The organism is Spirosoma radiotolerans, assembly GCF_000974425.1.
Lineage (GTDB): Bacteria > Bacteroidota > Bacteroidia > Cytophagales > Spirosomataceae > Spirosoma > Spirosoma radiotolerans.
Map to the genome: position 1 here is coordinate 723,918 of NZ_CP010429.1, position 26,251 is coordinate 750,168.

The 26,251-nt window shown below is 53.2% G+C and carries 16 protein-coding genes; 5 read left to right on the forward strand and 11 right to left on the reverse strand.

The genetic code is table 11. The features are described 5' to 3' along the window. Window positions 1-21: 21 nt before the first annotated feature. Window positions 22-3,006 (reverse strand): sialate O-acetylesterase, encoded by a 2,985-nt coding sequence (locus SD10_RS02785; RefSeq protein ID WP_046375588.1) that lies wholly within the window; start codon window positions 3,004-3,006, stop codon window positions 22-24. Window positions 3,007-3,376: 370 nt separating this feature from the next. Here SD10_RS02785 and SD10_RS02790 point away from each other — a divergent pair, with 370 nt between their 5' ends. Next, window positions 3,377-4,774, forward strand: a complete 1,398-nt coding sequence (locus SD10_RS02790; RefSeq protein ID WP_262507371.1) for a sulfatase family protein — start codon at window positions 3,377-3,379, stop codon at window positions 4,772-4,774. Window positions 4,775-4,901: 127 nt separating this feature from the next. Here SD10_RS02790 and aspS read toward each other — a convergent pair whose 3' ends face one another. The 8 genes from aspS to SD10_RS02830 form a co-directional block, all read right to left on the reverse strand. Next, a complete protein-coding gene (gene aspS, locus SD10_RS02795; protein ID WP_046375589.1) occupies window positions 4,902-6,671 on the reverse strand; it encodes an aspartate--tRNA ligase in 1,770 nt (589 codons plus the stop codon). A 136-nt stretch (window positions 6,672-6,807) separates the two neighbouring features. After that, window positions 6,808-8,277, reverse strand: a complete 1,470-nt coding sequence (locus SD10_RS02800) for an amidohydrolase (RefSeq protein ID WP_046375590.1) — start codon at window positions 8,275-8,277, stop codon at window positions 6,808-6,810. 223 nt (window positions 8,278-8,500) lie between these two features. Continuing rightward, window positions 8,501-9,514: a glycosyltransferase family 9 protein gene (locus SD10_RS02805; protein WP_046375591.1), complete on the reverse strand. Its 1,014-nt coding sequence runs from the start codon at window positions 9,512-9,514 to the stop codon at window positions 8,501-8,503. A 36-nt stretch (window positions 9,515-9,550) separates the two neighbouring features. Next, window positions 9,551-10,528, reverse strand: coding sequence for a glycosyltransferase family 2 protein (locus SD10_RS02810; protein WP_046375592.1), 978 nt, complete (start codon window positions 10,526-10,528; stop codon window positions 9,551-9,553). A 3-nt stretch (window positions 10,529-10,531) separates the two neighbouring features. Further along, window positions 10,532-12,325 carry a carbamoyltransferase family protein gene (locus SD10_RS02815; RefSeq protein WP_046375593.1) on the reverse strand — a complete coding sequence of 598 codons (1,794 nt, stop codon included), beginning with the start codon at window positions 12,323-12,325 and terminating at the stop codon, window positions 10,532-10,534. A 12-nt stretch (window positions 12,326-12,337) separates the two neighbouring features. Further along, window positions 12,338-13,414, reverse strand: a complete 1,077-nt coding sequence (gene waaF / locus SD10_RS02820; protein ID WP_046375594.1) for a lipopolysaccharide heptosyltransferase II — start codon at window positions 13,412-13,414, stop codon at window positions 12,338-12,340. Between the two features lie 220 nt (window positions 13,415-13,634). Continuing rightward, a complete protein-coding gene (locus SD10_RS02825; RefSeq protein ID WP_046375595.1) occupies window positions 13,635-14,222 on the reverse strand; it encodes a D-glycero-alpha-D-manno-heptose-1,7-bisphosphate 7-phosphatase in 588 nt (195 codons plus the stop codon). After that, window positions 14,219-15,526 carry a glycosyltransferase family 4 protein gene (locus SD10_RS02830; protein ID WP_046375596.1) on the reverse strand — a complete coding sequence of 436 codons (1,308 nt, stop codon included), beginning with the start codon at window positions 15,524-15,526 and terminating at the stop codon, window positions 14,219-14,221. The genes SD10_RS02825 and SD10_RS02830 overlap by 4 nt, the downstream gene beginning before the upstream one ends. A gap of 244 nt (window positions 15,527-15,770) precedes the next feature. On the opposite strand from SD10_RS02830, the gene SD10_RS02835 reads away from it, so the two are divergent. Continuing rightward, window positions 15,771-16,730 carry a glycosyltransferase gene (locus tag SD10_RS02835; RefSeq protein ID WP_046375597.1) on the forward strand — a complete coding sequence of 320 codons (960 nt, stop codon included), beginning with the start codon at window positions 15,771-15,773 and terminating at the stop codon, window positions 16,728-16,730. Window positions 16,731-16,864: 134 nt separating this feature from the next. Here SD10_RS02835 and SD10_RS02840 read toward each other — a convergent pair whose 3' ends face one another. After that, window positions 16,865-17,899 carry a chemotaxis protein CheB gene (locus SD10_RS02840; protein WP_316933125.1) on the reverse strand — a complete coding sequence of 345 codons (1,035 nt, stop codon included), beginning with the start codon at window positions 17,897-17,899 and terminating at the stop codon, window positions 16,865-16,867. A 151-nt stretch (window positions 17,900-18,050) separates the two neighbouring features. Here SD10_RS02840 and SD10_RS02845 point away from each other — a divergent pair, with 151 nt between their 5' ends. Then, window positions 18,051-22,268, forward strand: coding sequence for a CheR family methyltransferase (locus SD10_RS02845; protein ID WP_052731051.1), 4,218 nt, complete (start codon window positions 18,051-18,053; stop codon window positions 22,266-22,268). Window positions 22,269-22,416: 148 nt separating this feature from the next. Here SD10_RS02845 and SD10_RS02850 read toward each other — a convergent pair whose 3' ends face one another. Beyond that, complete coding sequence (locus tag SD10_RS02850; RefSeq protein ID WP_046375598.1) at window positions 22,417-23,151, reverse strand: LytR/AlgR family response regulator transcription factor; 735 nt, start codon at window positions 23,149-23,151, stop codon at window positions 22,417-22,419. Between the two features lie 825 nt (window positions 23,152-23,976). Here SD10_RS02850 and SD10_RS02855 point away from each other — a divergent pair. Together SD10_RS02855 and SD10_RS02860 are read left to right on the forward strand one after the other, a co-directional pair. Next, entirely contained in the window at window positions 23,977-24,525 is a 549-nt protein-coding gene (locus SD10_RS02855; protein WP_158500535.1) for an RNA polymerase sigma factor, read from the forward strand. A gap of 132 nt (window positions 24,526-24,657) precedes the next feature. Then, complete coding sequence (locus SD10_RS02860) at window positions 24,658-26,250, forward strand: sodium:solute symporter (RefSeq protein WP_046375600.1); 1,593 nt, start codon at window positions 24,658-24,660, stop codon at window positions 26,248-26,250. Window position 26,251: the final 1 nt, after the last annotated feature.

The window sequence follows — 26,251 nt, forward strand, 5'->3', positions numbered from 1 at the left end:
CCTTCTTCGTTCTGAAAGAGGTCACCTCATTCGTACACTTAAGGCAGCTTCGTCATCTTCTCCTTTGGTATAGCCGTTCCCCGGCGTCGAGTCGGGGTCGGTAGGCGAAGCGCTGAATACCTGCGAGCGGACGGTTCCCAGACTTGGTACCCGCACATATAAGATCATGGTGGTGGATCTACCCGCCGGGATAGAGCCTACGGAGGCCGTCACGGTTTGTCCGTTAATCGTCAGGCCCGTCGTTACAGTTAATTGCCAGCCTGTTGGTAATAGTGTTTGTACGTTTACATTGGTAGCATTTGCGCCCCCGAGGTTACTAACTACCAGACTCACACTAATTACCTGATTTGTACTAACCACTAAATTACTCGCGCTAAGGCCTAAACTCAAATCGGCCTTGGCCGGATCTGTAGGAGGTTGATTAGGCTGAAGGGGGGGAAGGGGCACCTGGTTGGAGTTATCCGATGCCAGGATAGGCCCACTCGCACTCGGTGTGCGAAAATCGACTGTAGCTTCGTCGTCCTGTCCATCACCAGTACCGGAATTGGGCTGGCTGTCGGGGTCCCGTTGGGCACTGGCGGTTATTTGGGCGGATGTGGCAAAAGTTCCCTGCTGGATGGGCTTGACCCGGAAAATAAACGGCTTACTAACGCCATTCGGCACGGTCCCGACATTGATGGACACGGTGTTGGCCGATGCGCTCGTAGCCGCCGATGTGGCGCCGATGAAGCTCATGCCCGTGGGCAATAAACTTTGGGCCCTCACATTGGCTGCATCGGCCGGACCACTGTTCGTGATCACCAGCGTAATGGTAACGGGCTGATTGGGTGCGGGTGTTCGGTTACTGACGCTCATACTCATCGAGAGATCAGCTCCTCCGGGACAGATGGATAACGATTGACTAGGAGCGCTGGCCACATTGGGATTACTGCCCACAACCCGAATGCGATAATTAGTCCCAGCTGGCAATGAAGGTGATAAGGTGGCCGTAATAGGGCTGGTTGTACTACTCCCAATGGTTGTTTCGTTGGCAAACGACCCGCTGGCATCAGATAGTCGTACACTGAATACGTTGCCGCTGTTCATGACGCTATCCGTTACATCGACCGCCACATTGAATGAGCCACTAAGGCAGGACGAATTCAGTGAACTGCCAATGGTGAGAACCGGGGGAATGGCGCCAATGGGTTCCATCGGGTAATAGAGAATCTGGCGACCGTCGAGTAGTTCCATTTCAAACGATATACCCGGTCCGGTGTCGCCCTGGCGACGAACGGAAAACCGGTATCTGCCCGGAACCACACCACTTACGCCAGCCTGCGCAGCTGGATAATTTTGGATGTAGTTGAAATCACTAAAGGCATCGAAGTCCGGTGCCTGCGAGCTGGGTGGAACAACAAGCCAGTTGGAATTAATAAAGGGATTGCTGAAAAGACTCTCCAATTTAACTTCTACAGGGGCTGTCGCCTGAATCAGCCCCCAAAATGTGGTGGCGCCTTTTTCATATCGGTAACCGAAACGACGGATAACCGAATCGGCGGTACCCACAATGATCGGTTGCCGGTATATCGGAAAGGCAATACTGGGGCTTGCATCCTGCTGCACGTTGAATGGTTCGCCCAGCGTGCCTAAAACGACCGGGTGGGTAGAGCGAGTCCGTAACCGGTACTGGCCATTCTGGAGTGTAAAGGGCAAGGTTATCAAGATAGGATTATCGGTGCTTGGGTCCGATTCAAAAACCGTCGCTCCATCGCTGACTCTGACGATCTGGGCAACGTATTTATTATCCGATTCGTGTGGATCGCTGCGTAGGGAGGCAACAGCTATAATTTCACCCGGTCGGCGGGTAAGCGGTAACGTATAGCCGCTGGTTATCTGCACGGCCGAATCCGTTGGCATGAAGGGAACCGAGTTCTGAAAGAAAGAAGCCGTTAAGCTCGCGTCCCAGGCTTCGGTGAATCGAAGACGGCCAATCCCCTTGAAGTGAATATCGTCAGGACGGTTATCAAGGCCAATGATGTTGTCGGTAGCGGGTCCTGCAAATACATTGGCAACATTATTAATCAACTGGTTCTGGGCATTGATCACCTGCGGGTTTGTTTGCCCCGATATATAACTTGCCCGTGAAATAACCCAGGCTAGTGGTTTCGAACCAACCTGCTGCCGACTTTTCTCGATTACGTATTTGATGTTGTCGAAATAGGTTTGGGTCGACGAGTTAATATCACTCTCGCCCTGGTGCCAAAGAACGGCGCGTGCTCCCGTTCGGGCAATGTAGTGAAGCAGGACAGCCCCTAAACGCCGATAAACGGATGGGTTTGGCGTTGTTCCAATAATTCCTGCAGCCGACTGTCTCCACTCTGTACTGCTGGTGCCGCCAAGCGCAGCGCCTATAAATAAGACGGGAACGTTGAGCCGCTGTACCAGTTTATCGCCCAGTAGACCATACATATGTGGCGGTTGACTTGGGCCCATATTAGAGCCGTAATTGATATGGCTGAATTGAAGTGGTAAGAGTTGTTCACTCAGGCTATCCTGTCTAAAATCAACGCACATAACCCGGTCTTCGGCAGCGACAAGCCCCCGCTCAATGCCGCCAAAGGCGTTCGATTGACCCGCAATGACAAATACCTCACCCACGCCCACGCGGTTGACTTTGGTTTGGGTCAGAATCGTGGTACCTACTTTAGAGCGGACATCCAGCCGATACCAGCCAGCCGCAACGGTCACTTTTCCGCGAAAAGCCTTCGAGCCTGTCAGGAAGTTCAGGGGAGTCCAGGCCGTAACGGCGCCCTGACCAGAGGCTAAAGGGACAAAACGGGCTTCGACGGTTGTTGCCGTTGGCGAGGCCATACCCGTTACCGTTACCACAGCTTCATTCGCTAAATTGCGTTGGAATACCATTCGTGGCACGGGACTGGTAATGCTGAGTTGGGCAAATACAGGCACCGCAAAAAATTGGCACAAAAATCCCCACACCGCTACCCATCGGAGAAATACGGTCATGAATATTGATATTAATAGTTGAATAAAGCAATACAGCTGAGTGCAATTATTGTGCCCTATCTTGTTACCATTAAGATTAAATTTCTCTAAAATGGTTTTCTCTTAGTACAAAGGGTAACAAATAGTAAAATAAGTAGAGATGTGTTTTTTTGTAAGTTCCTCATAATTAGTTATATATATGATATCCAAAATAAAATATACTTATAAATTTTTTGCGTTTACTGCTGGATTTGTTGGCCGTTTTGGCTTATTATTTTTTCTGTGCGGTGTCTGGGCTTTGTCGGGGTCACCAATCAGAACGAAGCCTTCTGCAAAAGCTATAGGAACCAATTCTCTGCAAGCAGAGCCGCGCCCAAATATTGTCCTGATTGTGTCCGACGATCACGGGCGTGAAGCGCTCGGTTGTTATGGTAGTTTAGGGGCCGAATCGCCAACGGTGCGGACGCCACACATTGACCAGTTGGCCGCTGATGGCACTCGTTTCTCGAATGCGTTCTGCACAACCGCCAGTTGTAGCCCCAGCCGGTCTGTGCTGCTGACGGGCCTCCATAATCATGCCAATGGAATGTATGGGCTGGAGCATCAGGAACACCACTTCAGCTCGTTTGATACCGTGCGGTCGTTGCCCGTTCTACTCGAACAGGCGGGCTATCGCACCGCCCGAATTGGGAAATTACATGTGGCTCCCGAGCGGGTCTACCATTTTCAGCAGGTACTTAAAGCGGGGGGCGTTAATGATCCTGTGTCGATTGGCCGTAGTCCGGTAGAAATGGCCCGGCTGTGCTACCCTTTTCTGGATAAGAACTCCGCTCAGTCGGCCAACCCAAGCGTGGCCCAACCCTTTTTTCTTTATTTCGCTACTGATGATCCGCATCGGAGCAATGCGGTTGCCGCTGATGGTTCACCAATTTTCGATGGGTCCAAACCGAATCTGTTTGGCAATCGCCCCGGTGGGTATCCGCAGGTTGGCGACCATTTTTACCAGCCCCGTCAGGTTCGGGTGCCTCCCTACTTGCCCGATACAAAAGCCTGCCGGGCTGAACTGGCACAATATTATGAGTCGATCAGCCGCCTGGATGCGGGCGTTGGCCGCCTGATCGACTACCTGAAAGACACAGGCCAGTATGACAACACGCTGATCGTTTACCTGTCCGACAATGGCGCTCCGTTCCCCGGCGCAAAAACAACTCTGTATGAGCCGGGTATGCGGTTGCCGTGTATTATAAAATTGCCTAAGCCGCAGAAGCCGGGTTTCGTACAGGATGCTATGATCTCCTGGGTCGACGTAACGCCAACGCTTCTCGACTTTGCCGGTGTCGGGACAAGCAGTCTGGGAAAACAGGGGCGGTCGTTCCGGAAAATTATCGAGCAGGAGAACGTCTCGGGTTGGGATGAGGTCTATGCGTCTCATTCCCTGCATGAGATAACGATGTATTACCCCATGCGGGTCGTCCGCGAACGGCGGTATAAGCTGATTGTCAACCTGGCGCACCAGCTTCCATACCCAATGGCGCTGGATTTATACAACTCGTTTACGTGGCAGGATGCCCTGCGAACAAAGCGGAAACTGTTTGGCAAGCGAACCGTAGCCGCTTATTTGCATCGTCCGGCGGTTGAGTTATACGACCTTCAAACGGACCCCGACGAAGTGAAGAATCTGGCTGCTAACCCACGCTATCAGAACGTATTGGTCCGATTGCAGGCCAAACTGAAGCACTTCCAGCAGCAAACCCGCGACCCTTGGCTATATAAAGAGACCCGTGAGTAATGATGTGTTGGGATCAACAATCACTGAATGTACGGTAAGAGCTAAAAAGAGGTTAACCGCAGAGGCATAAAGGCCACAGCGAGAAACAACTGATCTCCGTGGCCTTTGTGCCTCTGCGGTTAACTCCTTATTTCGCTACGGTTGCGATTTTTAACTCATTCAGCTGTGCCTGCGAGATGGGAGAGGGCGAATCAATCATGACATCGCGACCCGAGTTGTTTTTCGGGAAAGCAATAAAATCGCGAATCGAGTCCGCACCGCCGAAGAGCGAACAAAGCCGGTCGAAGCCGAAGGCAATTCCGCCATGGGGTGGTGCACCAAACTCGAAGGCATCCATCAGGAACCCGAACTGCGCTTTGGCTTCTTCGTCGGAGAAGCCCAGAATACTGAACATCCGTGCCTGCAGATCGCGGTTGAAAATCCGGATCGAGCCGCCACCTACTTCGGTTCCGTTAATGACCAGGTCATACGCATTGGCCCGAACAGCGCCCAAATCAGTATCCAGCAAGGGAATGTCTTCGGGCTTGGGTGAGGTGAACGGGTGGTGCATGGCAAACCAGCGTTGCTCTTCTTCGCCGTATTCCAGCAAGGGGAAATCAAGCACCCACAGGGTACTGAACACGTTTGGATCGCGGAGGCCCAGACGGCTCCCCATTTCCAGACGTAACTCGCTCAATTGTTTACGGGCTTTGGCTGCATCGCCCGATAGGATCAGCATCAGGTCGCCGGGCTTGGCGCCGAAATGAGCGGCCCAGCCTTTTAGGTCCGCTTCGGAATAAAACTTATCGACGGATGACTTTAATGTTCCATCTTCATTGTAACGAACATAAATCAGGCCTTTGGCCCCAATTTGCGGGCGTTTGATCCAGTCGGTCAGTTCGTCGAGTTGTTTGCGGGTGTAGTGAGCGCAGCCGGGTACGTTGATGCCGACGACTAGTTCGGCCGAATCGAAGACGCCAAACCCTTTTCCCGATGTCATATCGACCGTATCGAAGGTGCCTTTGAGTTCCACGAACTCCATGCCAAACCGCGTGTCGGGTTTATCGGAACCATAAAACTTCATGGCATCGGCGTAGGTCATGCGGGGCACGGTGGCCATGTCGATACCCTTGACGGCTTTGAACAAGTGCCGGACCAGCCCTTCAAACATATTCAGGATATCTTCCTGCTCCACAAACGACATTTCGCAGTCGATCTGGGTAAACTCCGGCTGGCGGTCGGCGCGGAGGTCTTCGTCACGGAAGCACTTGACAATCTGGTAATACCGGTCAAAACCCGATACCATCAGCAACTGCTTAAACGTTTGGGGCGACTGGGGTAGGGCATAAAACTCGCCCGGATTCATCCGGCTAGGCACCACAAAATCCCGTGCGCCTTCGGGTGTCGATTTGATCAGAACCGGGGTTTCAACTTCAATGAAGTTCTGCCCATCCATATACACCCGGGTTTGCTGGGCCATGCGGTGGCGCAGTTCCAGACTCCGCCGAACGGGATTCCGGCGTAAATCGAGGTATCGGTATTTCATCCGGAGGTCATCGCCCCCGTCGGTTTCATCTTCAATCAGAAAAGGCGGCAGCTTGGCGGGATTCAGCACCTCCAGCGACGTTACTTTCAACTCAATATCACCCGTCGGGATGTTTGGGTTTTTGGATTTCCGTTCGATAACCGTCCCGGTCGCTTTCACGACAAATTCGCGGCCGAGCGAACGGGCCGTCGTGAATAATTCAGGCGCGGTTTGCCCGTCTTCGAGCAATAGTTGGGTGATGCCGTAGCGGTCACGGAGGTCAATCCATAAAACACCGCCTTTGTCGCGGATGGTCTGAACCCAGCCGCACAGGGTGGCTGTCGTGTTATCGTCGGTAAGGCGGAGTTCTCCGCAGGTGTGCGTCCGAAGCATTAGGTAAAGAGCGAAAGAGTGAAAGAGTGAAAGAGTGAAGCGTGTCGACGGATGGAACTCCGTTCTTTCGTTCATTCACTCTTTCGCTCTTTGAATTCTGCCGCAAAGGTACAGACTTCGACCGCACCGGGCAAGGCTATTTCCGGTAATCCAGGGCTGGTTTTCTATCGCCGAGCAGCGCTTCGTATTTAAAGTTGGCTCCGCGCTTCTGCAGCCACTCGGCACGGGCTTTCTCGATGAGGGCCGGAGACTTGTATAAATCCAGGGCGGTAAGGGCTAACGTTTTGGCCGCTACGATCATGCCTTTCTGACCAATGCTCATGCCGCTGGCCGCTGTCGATTGCCAGCTATGGGCCGATGAGCCCGGCACCCAGGTCGCCGTTTGTAGCCCAACCGTTGGGACGGTCCAGCTCACGTCGCCCACGTCGGTAGAGCCGCCACTGGTCGCACTTTCGGAGGCATCGCGGAAATCTTTGACCAGGGCTGCGTTCGTTACGGGTACTTTTTGCTCGCCAAAGGTCTCGCTGATCTTCTCGGCAAAGGCAGTTTCTTCCGGGGTGTAGGTGACACCACCCACCGTTTTCAGATTCTGGTGCATCACTTCGGCCAGTGTCACGTTGGGCAGTAGGTTAAATACGCCCCCAAGAACTTCCCACTCTACTTTGGTGCCGGTTCCTTTGGCCGCTCCTTCGGCTGCGTTCTCAATTCGTTTCCAGACACTTTGCAGGATGTCCCGGTCTTTATGGCGAGCGTAGTAATAGACCTCCGCGAAAGCCGGGACCACGTTCGGCGCGTCGCCCCCTTTCGTAATGACGTAGTGAATGCGGGTATCCTGCGGGATGTGTTCGCGCATCATGTTCACCATGTAATCCATGGCTTCAACGCCATCCAGCGCCGACCGGCCCCGCTCGGGCGAAGCAGCCGCGTGGGCGGCAATACCCCGAAAACGAAACTTAGCGTTCTTGTTCGCCAGCGACGTGCCCGCATCAGCGGCATTCTGCGAGCCGGGATGCCAGTGTAAAACGACGTCGACATCGTTGAACAAGCCCTCCCGGACCATGTATACTTTTCCGGCGCCACCTTCTTCGGCCGGACAGCCATAAATCTTGATTGTTCCCGAATGACCCGATGACTTAAGCCAGTTTTTAACTTCTACGGCCGCTGCCATCGAAGCCGTCCCGAACAGGTTATGGCCACAGCCGTGTCCACCGCGTTGTCCCTGTATAGGCGTGAAATCGGGTTTGGCCTCCGTCGCGAGTCCGGGCAGGGCGTCGTATTCGCCCAGGATACCAATGACGGGTTTACCGGAACCGTATGTAGCTACAAAAGCTGTTGGAATACCTGCTACGCCCGTTTTGACGTCAAAGCCTTCTTTAACCAGCTGGTCTTCAAGAAGTTTGGAGCTCTTCTCCTCCATATAACCCAGTTCAGCGAAGTCCCAGATTTGCTTCGAGATACCGGCAAATTCGGGCGACCGTTTGTCCAGATCGGCCAGGATCGCCTGCTTGTCTTTGTCGACGGTAGCGGTCGCTGCTTTTTTGGGCTTGGATTGGGCAAAGGCCAGCATGGGCAGCAACAGGGCTACGGTAAGAAGTTGTGTTCTCATGAAATTAGTTGTATTCGGACAATAGAGATTAATGGTCCATAAAATTAGGATAAAAAGGTCAGCGCGTCAATTTGATAATGAGATTGTTGGTAGAGCCCAAATAAAAAATGGTTTCATGTTATATTGGCTCCGGAATAGGATATGCACAGAGATGCAGAGAGGGTAAAAAGATTCTTGGAGATTTAATGATTTTTTCTCCGTGCATCTCTGGGTTACGACCTTTTTAGTTTGTCAGTAACGTTAGGGCTTCGGCTATTACTGACTGAGGCCCCTGGGCATCTTCTTCCCGGATAATCCGGTGGCGACTGGTGTCGAGTGGCCCCCATTCGGCCGGGCTGGCGGAGGTAAACAGAATAACACTCGGTGTGTGACAGGCGGTTGCCAGGTGAGCAACGCCGGTGTCATTGCTAACCAGCAGGGCCGAAAAATGCAGGACTGCGCCTAACGTGTTGAGGTTGGTTTGGCCGGCTAAGGAGAGAACCGGGTGGGTCATATGCTCCCGAACATCGTCATGGATGGGGCTCTCGGCGGTCGTTCCCGTCAGAATAATGGTGTACCCTTTTTGGGCGAGCGCATCCCCAACTTCGGCAAAGCGATGAGCGGGCCAGCGTCTACCCGATATACCGCCGGGGTGCAGGCAAACGTATTGACCGGGTGTAACTTGTACATCAGTAAGCAGGGTGAGGACCTGTTTTTTTGCCGCGTCTCCCGGTTCAAATTCCAGGGCATACCCTTGTGAGGGAATACCCAAAAACGTCATGAAACCGACATGCCGATGCACTTCGTGGCTGTTGATGGGATAGGGTTGAAACAGGCCAGAGTGGGCTGCCCACGCTTCCGACGGTACATCGGCCGGATAATAACCCGCCGTGACGTTGGCATTGATAAGGCTTACCATCGCATTGACCAAGGTTCCGTTGCCCTGCATTTGCAGCATCACATCCCACTGACGGGCCTGCATCTGTTGTAAAAAGTCTACCGTCCGAACGGGATCGACGGGTTGTTCGGGCAAACCCGGCCAACCGGGAAACAGAATAAACTCATCAAGGTATTGCGGATAACCAGCCACAAATTCAGCCGCCCAGGGTAAACTGATCAACGCGATATGGGCTTCGGGAAAGGCGGCTCGTAGTGCTCTGAACGCGGGTATGACACATAATAAATCGCCGAGCTTGATGGCTCGGAAAATAGCTATTTTTTTAGGTGTATACCCTAGCGCGCTGGTCAGTTTATCCATGTTGGTGAGTCGGTGGCGTGTTGGTAATCAAAGGTTTTACAAGTACCAGACCCGATACGAAAAGGCCCCGTATAGCCGCCAGTAAACCGACAGAAATGGGGTCATCAGGCTGGTTAAAAGAGCTGGTTTTACGGTTGCCCAGTTCAGTCGCTGGTCGGCTAACCGCTCACTCATCAAGGCCAGCGTGAGCAGCAGCCAAAGATAAAAACAAGCGATAGTCAGCGGGCTGTTATCCGTAACCAGGGCCAGCAGCCCAATGAAGAAAGCCAGTACCGTGGCATAATACCGCACCACCAGCCATTTGTAAGCCGGAATTCGCTCTCTGAACAAAGCCGGATGCTTCTTGTAAAGAAGAGCATCGTAGCGGTTCTTCCGTTCGTCGCGGAGGGTGGCATACCAGGGCGCCTGCCGAAGCGGGTGGACAATAACGGCTTCGGGGCAGACTAGTATCGGGATGCGGGCCTGCAAAATTTTGAAGTGCAGATCACTGTCTTCGCGCCAGGCAATGTCAAACCGCTCATCGAAACCATCCACCTGCTCCAGCACCGACCGGCGGCAAAATAGGTTCGCTGTTACGAATTCGGCGGTTTCGAGTAGAGCCGTTGTTTTGTCATGATGGGTAGGCTGTTCGGGCATCGGCATGCGCACGCGCCCGGTGATGACCTGCGCCCCCCGACTAAACTGGGCCATTGCCGTACTAAGCCAACCGGGTTGCGGCAGGCAGTCATCGTCGGTGAAGGCGATGTAAGGCGTACGGGCCGACCGCCACCCGGCGTTTCGGGCGGCAGCCGGTCCCCGACGCTGTGTCTGACCAAGATACCGGATCGAAAGGCCTGTTTGCCGAGCTACATCCTGGCTTGCCTGGGCCACCGCTGGTTCATTGCCATCGTCGACCACGAGCACCTCAAACTGATCGGTTGGCAGTTGCTGGTTGGCAAGGGCTTCCAGGCAGTTTCGCAACAGGGCGGGTCGCTGGTAGGTAGGAATGACCACGGTGACTACCGGTTTTTCCATCGTTTACTGGGCGTCAGCGGTGATGCTTTCCGGCTGGGTTAATGTATTGTATGCTTCTTTAGGGCCATCGCTGTTTTTCTCCAGCATAAACGAGCCGATCACCAGCGCATCAAGGGGCGATGTCCAGAACGATTCAACTGCATCGCGGGGCGTACAGACAACCGGTTCGCCCCGTGTGTTGAAGGAGGTATTTACCAGAACCGGTACACCCGTTTGTTCGGCAAAGGCTTTGATCAGGTCATAATACGGCTTGTTCTGCTGTTCATTCACCGTCTGAATCCGGGCGGTTCCATCGGTATGGGTAACGGCCGGGATCGTACTGACCATGTTGGGGCGCACATCGTTGACGAACAGCATAAACGGCGACTGGCGGGCGTTGATAAAATACGTATCGGCGGCTTCTTCCAGCACGGCCGGGGCAACGGGCCGGAAATCCTCCCGGTCTTTCAGATCGTTCAACCGGGCCTGCATCTCGGCTGGGAATGGAGGGGCCAGGATAGACCGGGCACCCAGAGCGCGCGGACCAAACTCCATGCCCTGCTGAAACCAGCCAATAATATGCCCCGACGCCAGGTAGGCCGCTACTTCCTGCGACACGTCGGTCAGGCGACGATAGGGGAGCTTCGACCAGCGCAGGAACGCTTCGATATCGTCGTCGCTGAACTGCGGACCAAGATAGGCGTGGTGCATCTGGTAGCGCCGTTCGTTGCGATCACCGGCCTGGCGTTGCTGGGCGTCTATCCACATGGCGGCTCCCAACGCCGTACCGGCATCACCGGCGGCTGGCTGAACCCAGATGTTTTTAAACGGTCCTCTGTCGCGGAGCCGGGCATTCATGACGCAATTGAGCGCCACGCCACCCGCCAGACAAACCGAATCGACCTGCGTTTTGTCGTGGAGCCACGTGAGCAGGTTAAGCACGGTTTCTTCCAGAACGGCCTGTACCGAATGGGCCAGATCGAAATGACGCTGCTCCAGCGGGCCACCTCGCTGGCGGGCCGGGCCGAAGGTTTCTTCCAGCCGCAGAGGTGCAATTGTATATTGGCCCCCTGCTCCAGCCTGAATCAGCTGACGGAACTGATCGACATAAACGGGCTGCCCATATGACGCCACGGCCATGACCTTATATTCATCAGACGAGTGCAGAAAGCCCAGATAAGTGGTTAGTTGTTCGTAAAGCAGACCTAGCGAATGCGGTAATTTCACCTCATCCAGCAGGCTCATCTGGTTGCCTTCGCCCAACCAATAGCTGGTGGTGGCCACTTCGCCCCGGCCATCGAGCACCAGAACGGCCGCCCGTTCGTAGGGGCTGGGCAGAAATGCGCTGGCTGCGTGGGCGAGGTGGTGATTCACAAAATGCCACTGATAAGGCCCTTGGGCCGTAGCACCCCTAAACCGGTCGGCCAGGTGCAGCGGAACGCCATCGACCAGATGGCCGGGCGCGTTGAGAATGGACGATAAGAAAAGCCCGTCGTATGGATTCTGCCAGCCATTCAGCGAGGAAACACCCGGCCGAAGCGGAATCTCGACGGTATTTTTATCCTGATGATCGCCGATGACCAGGCCTGGGTCGAAGGAGTACGCAATATGATCGACATCCGTCAGGCTGATACCGGCTGTCTTCAGGCAGAAGTCGATGGCGTTGTACGGAAGTTCGTAGGTTGAAAAGGGAATGGGCCGTTTGCCGTGTTTGATGTGCGTAAAGCGCTCCTCTTCGGCGGCTGCCAGTACGATACCATCTTTGACAAGGGTGGCGGCTGGATCATGGAAAGCCGCGTTGATTCCTAACGTGTACATAGGTTGTGTGTTTTAAGCAATGGATTGCCATTCGGCCATGAGTTCACTAACGGCCCGAACGATTGCCTCGGGCGACGCTTCCGGTCCGGGAGAGGCTGGAAATTGTTGTAAGAGTGTATTCTTTGAGCGTAAGCTGGGGGGTACATCGAAATACAGAACCCGGTTGGGCACCAGCCAGGGCGTATGCTGGGGATTCGTTTTGGCATAAAGCACCACCACAGGCGTTCCGACAGCAGCCGCAATATGCACCGGGCCCGTATTGTTGGCGATGAGCAGGGGCGCTTCGGCAATGACACCCGCCAACTGCCCAATGGTGAGCTGGCCCGCCAGATCCACCACCTGCCCAGTTAGCTCATTCTGGATCGTTTGGGTCAATGGCTGTTCGTCTTTGGTGCCGGTCAGCACAACCTGATAATCGAACTCCTGCATAAGCCGGTCAGCGGCCTGGGTAAACTTCTCGGCCGGGTAGCGCCGTTTGGCTTCACTGACGCCTGGATGCAGGACTAGCCAGGGCCGGTGGAAATCAATCCCGGCGGCTGTAAGTTTTTGCCGGGCCAGCTGTCGGTCCATCATTGGTAACCGGAATGACAGGCGCTGGTCATCGGTGTAGCAGCCAATTCGCTGCACCAGTTCCAGTTGCCGGATGACTTCGTGGCGGGTTGCGACCAGCACTTCAGGATCAGGCACCCAGTCGGTTATGAGTTCGTATGGGTTCTCGCGGCAGTAGCCCAGCACCCTGGGAATACCGGCCATATAACACAGCATGGCAGCCGGTAGCGGGCTCTGGCTCTGCACCGTGAAAAGAATGGCTTCATCGAACGAGTGCTGACGTAGCTGGTTCGCCAGTTCTATAATTTGCTCCGGCTGATTGTTCTTTCCTGCTACCCAGGGTACGTCGAACGAAATAACGTCATCCACATCAGGGATGAAGTCGGCAACAGCCGCGCCCACCGGGGAGGTCAGTAAGGTCAGGTGACAGTTGGGCCAGGTCGTTTTGATGGCCCGAAAGGCCGGGCTCGTCATCAACACATCGCCTAAGTTATCCAGCCTGACACATACTATCCGCAAGCCATCTTTCCAAAAATCCATATCGTTGCGGTCATTCGTTGTGCACTTCTTTTTTGGGTCTGACTTGAAGGTCTGTCGCTATTTCTATTTTCGTGGTTCGTGTCCTCATTTCCATTCCCATGGTCCGTGACGACACGGACCACTCACGTGTCAGCAACACCATTCGGTCTCAGGTGGTCCGTGAGGACACGGACCACGGACATACAAACAAACCACGGAAATAGAGTTGAAGGAAAATCGCTCAGACAGCATCTTGCTGTCTGGTACACCTGGCTGTCTCCCTCAACATATACTCCGTTGCTTCGCTGAGCGTAGCGGCTGTTGTGGTTGGCTGCCGGTGGGCGTTCATCAACCACTCCGTTTCGTTTCCCCGGTCAAGCAATATCGTCCGACAACCCGCCCGGTTGCCTGCCTCAACATCGTTCAGAATATCGCCCACCATCCACGACTGGCTCAGGTCTATCCGGTGTTCCTGAGCTGCTTTCATCAGCAGACCCGGTTCAGGCTTTCGGCAGAGGCAGGATCCGGCATAGGGCTGTACCGATCCATTAGGGTCATGTGGGCAATAGTAAAACCCATCGGGCTCCGCTCCGAATGGGGCCAATAGTCGGGTCAGCCGTTCCCAAACTCCGGCCAGGTCATTTTCCGTAAAGCGCCCCCGAGCAACGCCCGATTGGTTGGAAATAATAATCAGCTTGTAACCAGCCGTCTTCAAGCGGTATAGGCTATCGCCAGCATCCGGATAAAGGGTGATTCTGGCCGGGTCAACATTATACGGAATGTCAGGAATCAGGGTACCATCTTTATCCCAGAAAACAGCCTTGTTCACGGCATTCCCGGCATCTGAAGTGACGAAGCCTGGTGATCCGCTGTCCGTAGCCGAATACTTTTCCGGATACGCCCATTGGTGACCAGGTCATACAGATCTGCCGTTTGCTGCGCCACCCGCGCCCAGGTATAGCCTTCTTTTACGTGGCTGATGGCCTGCTGGCTGTATCGCTGACGAAGCGATTTATTGCTAATCAGCACGGCCAGTTTCTCGGCCAATGCCGATGAATCGTTTGGCGGTACCAGAAATCCCGTTTTGTTAATCAGAACCGTATGCTTGATGCCTCCAACAGCGGCCCCGATCACGGGTGTTCCGCAGGCCATAGCCTCCAGGGGCGTAATGCCGAAAGGCTCGTACCAGGGTGTTGTCACGAACACATCGGCCGCGCTGTAATAATGCCGAAGTTCGTCGCGGTTACGGCTTCCGGTAAAGGTGACCAGATGAGCCACGCCCAGGTCAGTTGCCAGTTGCTGGAGCCGCCCGATTTCGGGCGTGAGCGTCGGGTCCGGATTTCGGGAATCACCGCCCACAACCAGGAGCCTTGCCGCGATACCGTGCCGTTGCAGCAGCAGCGATACCGCCCGGATGACATTGTCGACACCTTTGCGGGGAACCATCCGGCCCAGTTGCAGCAGCAAGGGTTCTTCGGCGTTGAGGCCGAGGGTTTGGCGCGCTAATTCCTGCCTGATCGGGAAGAAATCCTGCGGGTTATAGCCGTTCGGAATGATCGTAATTTTTTGGGCGTCGGCTCCGTAAAGCTTCAGCAAGTCGTCGCTATCCTGCGGGCAAAGCGCCACAATGCCGTCGGCTTCCTGCATGATTCGCTGTTCAAGGCGTGTTCGTTCGATGGGAAAACCGTCGCTGCTGCCCTGGCATAGCCGTCGGACCAGCCCCAGTGCATGAAACGTAATGATAAATGGAATCCGGAACTCCCGTTTGAGCTGCATGGCCACCAGGCCCGACATAAAGAAGTGGGCGTGGACGACCGAATAGGTGAGCGCCTGCTTGCGGATAAAGCGGCTCATGTTCCGGGCAAACTCATCCATGTGCGGGAGTAGATCCTCCTTGGCTAAACAGTCTTGTGCGCCGGCCGTGATATGAATGACCCGTATGCGGGGGTGCCACTGGACAATTTCTGGCGCCATTGGCGAACAGCACCGGGTGAATACGTCGACGGTAAACCCCAGCCGGGCTAACTCTTTTGCCAGTTCGGCCACAGCAATGTTCTGTCCGCCCGCGTCGATGCCACCGACGGTTGCCAGGGGAGACGCATGTTCGGAAATAAGCGCTAGCCTCTTGTCCATAGCCTATTCGCGGTTTTATGTTGAGTAGAATTGTCCATCGTACAGGGCTTAACTACACCTTACAGGTCACAGTTAGTATCCAGGCGTATGACGAAGCGTTTATGTTCAAAAAGTGAGGTAGCGGACTCCGGTCAAAAAAAGGCGGGCGAAACCGATTTTGTGAAAAACAGTTGGCTGGCTAGCGCGGTTAGGCATCTCGATGTAAACGGGCCAGCAGACGCCTGAACCCATTAATTTACCTGCAATGAGACGACTGAATATACTGATCTGGCACATTCATGGGGCCTATTTAACGGCCATTACCCAGGCCGAACACAACTGGTATCTGCCCACAAAGCCTGGAGCACCCGAAGGCTACAGCGGCCGGGGCAAGGATTCGACCATGCCCGACTATGTGCGTGAAGTACCGGCCGATGCGGTGCGAAACCTCGATCTTGACCTGGTTATTTGTCAGACGCCCCGGAATTACCAAACCGATCGGTTCGAGATTCTATCGCTGGCTCAGCGGCAGTTGCCCACTATCTACCTCGAACACAATACGCCCGAGCCGCACCCCACCGACTCCCGGCACCCGGCGGCCGATGATCCGGGGGCGGTGCTTATTCATGTAACAAACTACAATCGGCTGATGTGGGATAATGGCCAGACACCCACTCGAGTGATCAATCATAGCGTGGCTATAGATACCTCGGTTCGCTACACCGGTCGGCATAAGCAGGGGATTGTGGTGGTGAATGAACTGCAACGCCGGGGGCGCATGGCCGGCTTCGATCTGTTTGAGCAGTTTCGGCAGCGGCTTCCGCTCACGGTAGTCGGGATGAAATCAGCCGAGATCGGGGGCATTGGCGAAATTCACTATAGCCAACTGCACCAGACGGTGGCTGAGTATCGGTTTCTGTTCAGTCCGATGCGTTACAGCAGTTTGCCCCTGGCCGTGATTGAAGCGATGACGATTGGCATGCCCATTGTGGCCCTGGCCACGACCGAATTACCCCGAGTTATTCAGAATGGCGTTCACGGGTTTGTCTCGACGGACCCCGACGAACTGATGGACGCCATGGAGCAGTTGCTAGACAATCCGGCGGAAGCCCGGCGCATGGGCGACAATGCCCGCGAGCTGGCCCGGCGAGATTTTGGGCTGGACCGGTTTGTGGCCGATTGGAATGCGGTGTTTGCCGAATTAACGCAAGCGGTAATGAGTTAGCGGGTAATTAGTTGAATTCCTCCGTGGTCCGTGCGGTCGGCGTTCCGATCCTCATGGGCCACGGAGAAGGTACAACCTGATCGTTTAATTCAACTAGTGAGGCAACGGCCCTCTGTCAGGCTATTCCCGCGTTATCAGGCCGGTTTCTGAAGGAATTGTTCCTGTTGAAAAATGAATTGATGCAGCTTTTCAGCCCGCGCCCGGTTTTCGGTAGCCTTGGTGAAAAACCGCTTGGCCATCGGTTCATCACCACCCAGGGCAGATGCTTTCCCCGATTCTTCGAGCAGAATGATCGCTTCTTCGATAGCCCGTACCGATTTCCACAGGTTATCTTCAATGGATTTGTCCACTTCGGCCAACAAGGCCCCCGCCGTGTAGGTATGGCCTGTATGACACCGGTAGCGAATCAGTTTGCCTTCGGTCCATCGAACCAGTACACCATGGCATTCCGGGCAGGCAAGGGGGGATAATTCACCAATGTCTAGAGTTCCCATCTCAAAGGCATTTTTCTGAGCAGCAATGTTAATTTCCGTTCGCAGTCTATGGGCCTCTTCTTCAGAGAGTTCTGGGGTCTCCGGAGCGTACTCCGTCGTGACTTGACAAAGCAGCTTTCCCAGTTCGGTGAGCGGGGCAACGTAATCAACATTAACGTATTCGAGCACACTGGCGGGCATGCTGGAAAACTTGGCGTCGTCGGGTTCCTGAACAATGCCCAGGCCGCCCAATCGCTTGATTGACCACATACCCGATGTGCCATCGTCGAGCAAACCGGTTAACACAACGCCTACCACCCGCGACCCGAAGGTGTAGGCCGCCGATCGGAACAGCGCATCAATGGACGGACGGAATCGGTTTTCTTTAGGACCTTTTTTCACCAGCACCCGATCCTTCTCAACCAGCAGGTGGTGGTCGGGTGGGGCCAGATAGATGTGTCCCGGCTGAATGGGGTCGCCATCGGTAGGGTGTACTGCTTTGAGCGAACCGGCATGGTTTAAAATCTCCGGCAGCATACTGATCGCATAAGGGGCTACATGTTGTACAATAAAAATGGGTGCCTTAAAGTCAGCCGGTAAAGAGGTTACTAACTCCTTGAGAGCCTGAACACCTCCGGCCGACGAGCCGATGACAACTATATCCCGTTTCGCCATTTTTGTGGTACTTACATGCATACTAACTACTCGGTTCGTCCTTTTTTTACTGTCTAGCTATTTGTAAGTTTCGGCTTTGATGTGCCTGTATTCGGTCCGTACGTTGACGGGTTGATGCCGAAATAAATTACTCAACAACTGAACCACCAATTGGTTTACTCACAAACTGTACATGATGCCTCAACACCCTTCCTCAATAGATCTGCAGCCCGGCAAAATACCACCCGTACCCGTTGTCGCGATTGGCGCGTCGGCTGGCGGCATGGAAGCTTTTTCCGAACTGTTGGCAAACCTGTCGCCCACTACCGGATTGGCTTATGTATATATTCAGCACCTGAGCCCAACCTACGAAAGTCAACTGACAGCCATTTTGAGTCGGGTAACGCAGATGCCCGTTCAGGAAGCCGAGCACCTGCTTCGGGTGGAAGCTAATAAGGTTTACATTATTCCGCCCAATAAAAATATGGAGATTATCGACGGGGTGCTGACCCTGATGCCCCGTCGGCGGAAAGCTGAGCCGGAATCGGATAGCACTCTGGAATTATTCCAGCATTTGCCCATTGACCAGTTTTTTGTATCCCTGGCCGAACGCCAAAAAGAGGGCGCTATTGGGGTTGTGCTGTCCGGTATGGCACACGACGGTACGCTGGGTTTGCGGGCTATCAAAGTGGCCGGAGGAATTACCTTTGCCCAGGATTCGACGGCCAAATACATAAGTATGCCGCAATCGGCCATTGCCGAGGGCGTTGTCGATCTGGTTTTACCCCCTCGATTGATAGCGGCCGAACTGGAGCGGCTTAGCCAGCAGCCGGCTATCTTTCAGCAAACGATACAGGCCGAATCGTTGCCTGCAACAGATGACGCCCTAGAGGAAGACCTGCGGGCTATCATTCAATTCCTGAGAAAAGCCATCGACGTCGACTTCAGTCAGTACAAAATGACCACCATCCATCGGCGCATCATCCGGCGCATGGTACTCTACAAACAGGAAACCCTGAAAGACTACCTGCACTATTTACGGTTGCACCCGGCGGAACCAGGTCTGTTGTACAATGATCTACTCATCAACGTAACCAGTTTTTTCAGGGATGAAGAAACAATGACTTTCCTAAAAACGGATATACTGCCCAGGCTCATCAAGCGCAAATCCGAGCGCAGTCCGCTTCGAATATGGGTGCCGGGCTGTTCGACGGGGCAGGAAGCCTATTCGCTGGCCATGATGCTCGTAGAACTATTCGCCGACGAAGCGCACTCGGTACCCGTTCAGATTTTTGCGACCGACCTGAGTGAGATGGCCATTGGCCGGGCCAGGCAGGGTACCTATTCCCTGAGTGAAGTGGCAAACGTATCGCCCAGGCGCTTACAGCGCTTCTTTACGAAAAACCACACGACTTACCAGATCAGCAAAACCATACGGGACCTGTGCGTTTTTGCTCCGCACAACATTTTCAAGGATCCGCCTTTTTCCCGAATCGACCTGGTTAGTTGCCGAAACCTGTTGATTTATGTCAACACGATATTACAACGAAAAGCACTGATCACGTTTCATTATGCGCTGAACCCTGATGGATATTTGTTGCTCGGGAAGTCCGAAACGGTTGGCTCTAAAGTATCTTTGTTTACGCCTGTTGAAAAGAATCACAAACTATTCAGCCGTAAAAATGAGCGGTCAGACAGTATAACGGTCAGTGAGGCCATTGTTGATCGCCCGAACGGGAGCCAAGCGTCCCCCACATTGACTCCCAGAACTACTGGGGCCACTATCGGTAGACATCCATCAGGTAAAAGTCCTCAAGCTGTGAATGATTTAGATAAACTGGTCGATCAGGTACTCCTGAACCACTTCAAGCCTGCCAGCGTACTGGTCGATCAGGAGTTGGACATCGTACAGTTCCGGGGAGAAACCAGCCTGTACCTGGAACATGCATCGGGCCGGGCCAGCCTGAACCTGATGAAAATGGCACGCCCCTCGCTGGCCTTCGAGATTCGGAGCTCGATTCATAAAGTTCGCAGATCGGGTCAGCCAGTGCATAAGTCGGGCCTGCCAATCACGGTAAACGGGAAAAGTCACCTCGTTTCTATCGACGTGCTGCCAGTCGGCGATGGGACTGAAGAGCGCTTGTTTCTGATTCTTTTTCAGGAAGCTTCTCTGGCCATACCCGCCGGGTCGGAGTTGAGGGATGGTAATCATAACCCCCTGGAGGAAGAACTGGCTATTGTTCGGGAAGAGATGCGTGCCATCATTGAGGAGCATGAAATAGCGAATGAAGAGCTGCAATCAGCCAACGAAGAGATCGTGAGCAGCAACGAAGAGCTGCAAAGCATCAACGAAGAACTGGAAACGAGCAAAGAAGAAATTGAATCCACCAACGAAGAGCTTCAGACGATCAACCAGGAGTTGCAGCTTCGTAACGATCAGCTCACGGAAGCCTATATGTATGCCGAAGCCATCTTTTCGACCATTCGCGAGGCTACACTCGTGCTCGACAAAGACCTTCGGGTAAAAAGCGCCAACCAGGTCTTTTATCAGCTATACGGCATGAAGGAGGAGACGACTGTAGGGCGGCTGATCTACGAAATCGGTAACCGGCAGTGGGATATTCCACGCCTGCGCGAATTGCTGGAGGAGGTCTTCCGGCAGGATAAGTTCATTCAGGGCTTCGAGATGAAGAACGTATTTCCGGATATTGGCGAAAAGGTAATGCGGGTACACGCCCGCCGGGTTATTCAACAGCAACGGCAGGAAGCCATTCTGCTGGCTATCGAAGACATCACCGAGCAGCGGCAGGTGCAGCAGATGATGGAAGAACGCCAGGTCTGGCTGAACGACATCATCGACTCGGCGCCTACGCTGATCTGGTTGGCCGGGACCGATAGCCGGTACACCTTCTTCAACAAAGCCTGGCTCAACTACACGGGTCATACGGTCAGTCAGGATACCGGACAGGGCTGGGTGAAAGACATTCACCCCGAAGACCGCGCGGAGTATGTGGCGTTGTATAAAATCAGTTTTATTGCCAGAGAGCCGTATCAGGCCGAATACCGGCTGAAGCGAAGCGATGGGGAATACCGCTGGATGATGGAAAACGCGCAGCCTACGTTTGGGCCCGATGGCACGTTTAGCGGCTTTATAGGTACCTGTGCCGAGGTGCATGTGCAGAAAAGCCTGAACCAGGAATTGGATAGCCGGGTGCAGGAGCGTACGCATGAACTGACTGTAGCCAATAATAAACTGCTGCAGACCAATAGTGAACTGAGCCGAACGGCCGAAAACTTGCAGGCTGTTCTCGATACATCTCCAGCTGCCATTGGCCTATTGAAGGCTGTACGGTCAGAGCAGGACGAGGTGACCGATTTTAAACTCGTGGTCTGGAATCAGAAATTTGCTCAAGTCGTGCATGAGCCGATGAAACGGCTTCCGGGCAAACTGGCCAGTGAACTGGCCGATGGCCTGTGGCATGAAGAAACCCTGGACCAGCTTCGGCAAGTACACGAAAACGGTAAAGCTACCTATCGGGAATGGCAGGAGCTTGTGGGCGGCCAGGAGCGGTGGATCAGCATGGCCATTGATAGACACGACGATGGGGTGATTCTGACAGGGCTGGATATTACCTTGCTGAAACAGGCCGAACAGCAGCAGGATCGCTGGCTTCAGGAACTGGAGCGTTCGCAGCAAACCATGCAGGATCTGGAGCAGATGCGCCGGTATGTACGGGAGCGGGGCGAGTTTCTGCGAACAACGTCTCACGACCTGCGGGGTAGCTTTGGGGTTATTCAAGGGGCCGCTTCACTGCTGAATTTAATGGACACCAAAGAAGAACGGGAGCAAATGCTGAGTATGTTGAACCGAAATCTCGGGCAGGTAACTTCGCTGCTGACCCAACTGCTCGATTATTCGCGTCTGGAGTCGGGGCAGGAGAAGGTTTATAACCAGTTCTTCGACGCATCGACGGTTCTGCACGAACTTAGCCAGAGTATGGAGCCCGTTGCCGGAGAACGGAAGCTTTGGATTCGCGTCGAGGGGCCCGATACGCTGCCCGTATCGGGCGACCTGGTAAAGGTTCAGCGGATTGCCCAAAATCTGGTGCTGAACGCCCTGAAATACACCCAGAAAGGGGGCGTAACCATCGTCTGGCGTGCCAGCGACGATGGTGGCTGGCAACTCAGTGTGCAGGATACGGGGCCGGGCATGCCCCAACAAACGATCCGCCAATTGCTTAACAAAGCGGAACCAACGCCCCGTAATGAGCAGGAACCCGCCGTGTCACCGACTTCGGGCGAGGGCATCGGCCTATCCATTGTCCAGCAGTTGAGTGCCATGCTGAAAGCCCGTATCGAGGTAGAAAGTGAGGCTGGTGTAGGCACGCTGGTACACGTATACTTCGCCTAAGCCTCGTGCAGCGATTGGTAGATAGAAAACCGCTGATTTTGACCGATTTTATGTCTGCCAATCGCCCAGTCAGTGCTATTAAAAAATAAACGGGCGTTGGCAAAGCTACAACCCGGTGCCGCTCCATAACGAGCGCTGGTTTCCCTTTTTACTGCTCGACCCCGAGTTGCTTCAGCTGGCTATGCACATGATCGCGGAATGTAACGCCGATAATCAGGCGGGTTTTGTCGAGGTAAATGGCCTTGGGCTCAACGCCCGTAATGTAAGCTGTGTTGACAATGAACGATTTATGAATCCGGATAAACTGATTGGCCGGGAGTAGGCTCTCCAGTTGGGAAATTTTTTCGTTCACAACAGACATCGTATGCGTAAGGTGTAGCTTACTATAAATTCCGTATGCTTCGATCAGCTGAATTTCGTCTAGAAAAAAGCGTTCTGTTCTGCGTCCGGCTTTTAAATAAATGGTTTCCCGAGCGGGCTTGGTCAGAAGCGTCGGGAGGGCGGTTGAGCTGGACGGTGCTTGCTCTGGTGTTAGGGCGCGGCTAATAGCCCGGTATAAACGCGAAGACGTATATGGTTTTTGAATAAAGTCAACGATGTCCAGATCGAAACAATCGACGGCGTAGGCAGGGTGAGCAGAGATAACAATAATAGGCGGATGACTGGGGAGTAAGGCCAATAAATCAAAACCTGATGCACCATTGATATCCATATCCAGGAAGATCAGGTCAATCGGCTGCCTATTTAGTACTTGATAGGCTTCCGTAACCTGGTCGGTTGTGTAAGGAGTAACGGCCATGTTGGCTTCGCTGATGTACTCGGTTAAAATGGCAACATCTGAGGGGCTATCATCAACGATTAATGCATTATACGATTTTACCATGGTAAAGAGGCTAGTGATTATGCTACAGTGGAGGAGCCAAAGCGGCTCATAAGTAATATCTTATCGGCAAAGGGCGGGAATCGATTACTTTCACCGTTGATTTAATCTGTCCTTGCGTATATAGATATAGGTTAGTTGTGTAGGTGCATGAATGGCCATTTATTTTGTATGAACTGTACATACAGTGAGTTAGCCGTATTTTTATCACACGATCTGTTACTCAGTTGAGTTGCCACTTTTGATGGCTTCTACTAACTAGTCTACTGTGGATTATGACCGGGTAGCGATCTAAGGTTTGTAGCCAGCGTTCGTGATAGACCCGGAAGTGCCGTAGTGCCATTATTCATATTAGTTTAAAAGGGACACTTTAGTCGTGTATATGCGTGCTTGGTTAGCATCCTGATTTGTTACTTTATAGATCTGTTAACGGCTAAAATAGATGTAATCGGGATACGTCAGATATTGTGCGGTAAGCATTGTATATTCATTTAGACATTATAGTGTATGCTTTAGGTGTGAATTATGGCAAAAAATTATCTATTGGTAACAATAAAAACAGCATTCGTGTAATTTTCGGTGGTTGGTCGAGGCCATCCTTCGCTACTATCGAAAAAAATAATGAGATTTGATTTACAGCAACCGCTGTAATTGAGCGGTCTTATCACCAGTTTTCTTGCCGTTTAGTGGCATAGAGTAGCCTAAAGAGCCGTTGTTTAAACCTGTTTTTTTGTAAGACGACCGAGTCGTCAAACCTGATCTACGGTAATAGCCGCCAAGCGATCTATTCAGTACAATCATCCCACCGTCCCTAAAAATAGTATGGCCATGCTATCAGATCAAGAACTTGTTAAACAGTACACTACCACCGGCAAGGACAAGTACTTTGCCCAGATCTACATCCGCCACCGTCAACTCGTCTATCAAAAATGTTTGTTTTACGTGAGCAATACGGATGATGCAGAAGACTTCGTACAGGACATTTTCGTGCAGTTGACCCGCAAGGTTTATAGTTATAAAGGGGACGCAAAATTTACCACCTGGCTTCATTCCGTCACGGTGAACTACTGCATTGATCAATTAAGAAAACAGCAGCAGAACCAGGCTATGTGGCGGAATTATCAGTATGATTTGTTGCAGATGGACGACTGGGCAGGCTCTGATGAGGTGTACTTTCAAGCCTTCGAGCGGGTGCTTAATCAGCTGCCTCCCTATCAGCGCGACCTGTTGCTGGCCAAATACGGCGAACGGGCACCGATCAAAGACATTGCCTTCAGTCAGGCTATAACCACGAGTGCGGTTAAGATGCGAATCAAACGAGCGCGTGAATATGCCCGGATTTTGTATGATAGAATTCTGGCTGAGGGAGAATCCTGAATAGCTTTCGGCTGTATGGAGCGTGGGTAAATTTGGCTCAGCCTGAGTAAGAAAACTATTGGCGGCCGCTTTTGGCCTGTAGCCTGGTCGTTTGTCGGCCAGCACGACCCACTTATTCAATGGCTGCACCGTATGAAAAATCTGCCCATCATTGATCTGGCTGTCATTGCCAGCTACCTAGTCGCTATGGTGTTGGTGGGCGTTTATTTTTCCCGGAAAAACAAAAACGCCGATCAGTTCACGAAAGCGTCCGGCCTGATTCCGGGCTGGGCAACAGGCTTATCCATCTACGCCACCTTTCTGAGCAGCAACACGTTTCTGGGCGTGCCCGGCAAAGCGTTTGGGGGCAACTGGAATGCGTTTGTTTTCAGCCTGTCGATGCCCCTGGCAGCTTATACAGCCGCTCGTTTTTTTATTCCTTTTTACCGGCGTACCGGCGAAATTTCGGCTTATACACATCTCGAACACCGGTTTGGTCCCTGGGCCAGAACCTACGCAGTTGTCTGTTTCTTACTGACTCAACTGGCTCGGATGGGCTCTATTTTTCTGGGAATTGCCCTCAGTTTACAGGCACTCACCGGTTATTCCATGCAGCTGATCATGGTCGTGATGGGGGTCTGTATCATTATTTATACCGTTCTGGGTGGGATGGAAGCCGTCATCTGGACGGAAGTCGTTCAGGCGGTTATCAAAACCTTTGGCGCCCTGCTCATTCTTTACCTGATTGTTGGATCGGTACCCGGCGGAACCGCTAAAATTGTCGAGATCGGGCAGGCAAATGGCAAATTCAGCCTCGGCACATTCTCGCTTACCTTCACGGAGTCCTCCTTTTGGGTCGTGTTGCTGTATGGCTTTTTTATCAACCTGAACAACTTCGGGATGGATCAAAATTACATTCAGCGTTATCATACAACGGCCTCGACCCAGGAAGCGTCGAAATCACTCTGGCTCTGTGTGTGGCTGTATGTACCCGCGTCGCTGCTCTTTTTTATCATTGGCGCTTGTTTGTTCTCGTATTACCAGCTTCATCCGGAATCCATCGAGGCCATTAAGCAGAAAGTGGCGCTGGATCGGTTGCCAGCCAGCGCGCCGGCTTCGGAAGTTGCCCGTCTGGTGGCTACGCTTCAGCCCGCCGACTATGGTGATAAAGTGATGCCGCATTTTATGGTGACCAACATCCCGCCGGGCCTGATGGGCCTGATCATTTCGGCTATTTTATCGGCCGCCATGAGCACCATTAGTTCCGGAATGAATGCGTCGGCCACGGTATTTACCGAAGATATTTATAAACGCTACATCGATTCTCACCTGTCGGGCCGCAAATTGCTGACGCTGCTGCATCTGACGACGGTGGTGTCTGGGCTGGCGGGGTTAGGGGCGGGGCTGGCCATGATTGGGGTAAAAAGTATTCTGGATGCCTGGTGGACATTATCCGGAATTTTTGCTGCGGGTATGCTCGGCCTTTTTTTGCTGGGATTGATTAGCCGCCAGACAACCAGTCATGTAGCCCTGACAGCCACCACCGTGGGTGTGCTGGTAATTCTCTGGATGACATTTTCCGGCAATCTGCCCGACCAGTATAGCTACCTCCGGAATAGCCTGCACAGCAACATGATTATCGTTGTGGGTACATTAACGATTTTCCTGATTGGTATCCTATTAACAAAAATTACCAACCGTAGCACCCGGCCTCGTGCTGAAGGCGCTATGGTTTCGCGCGAGTAAC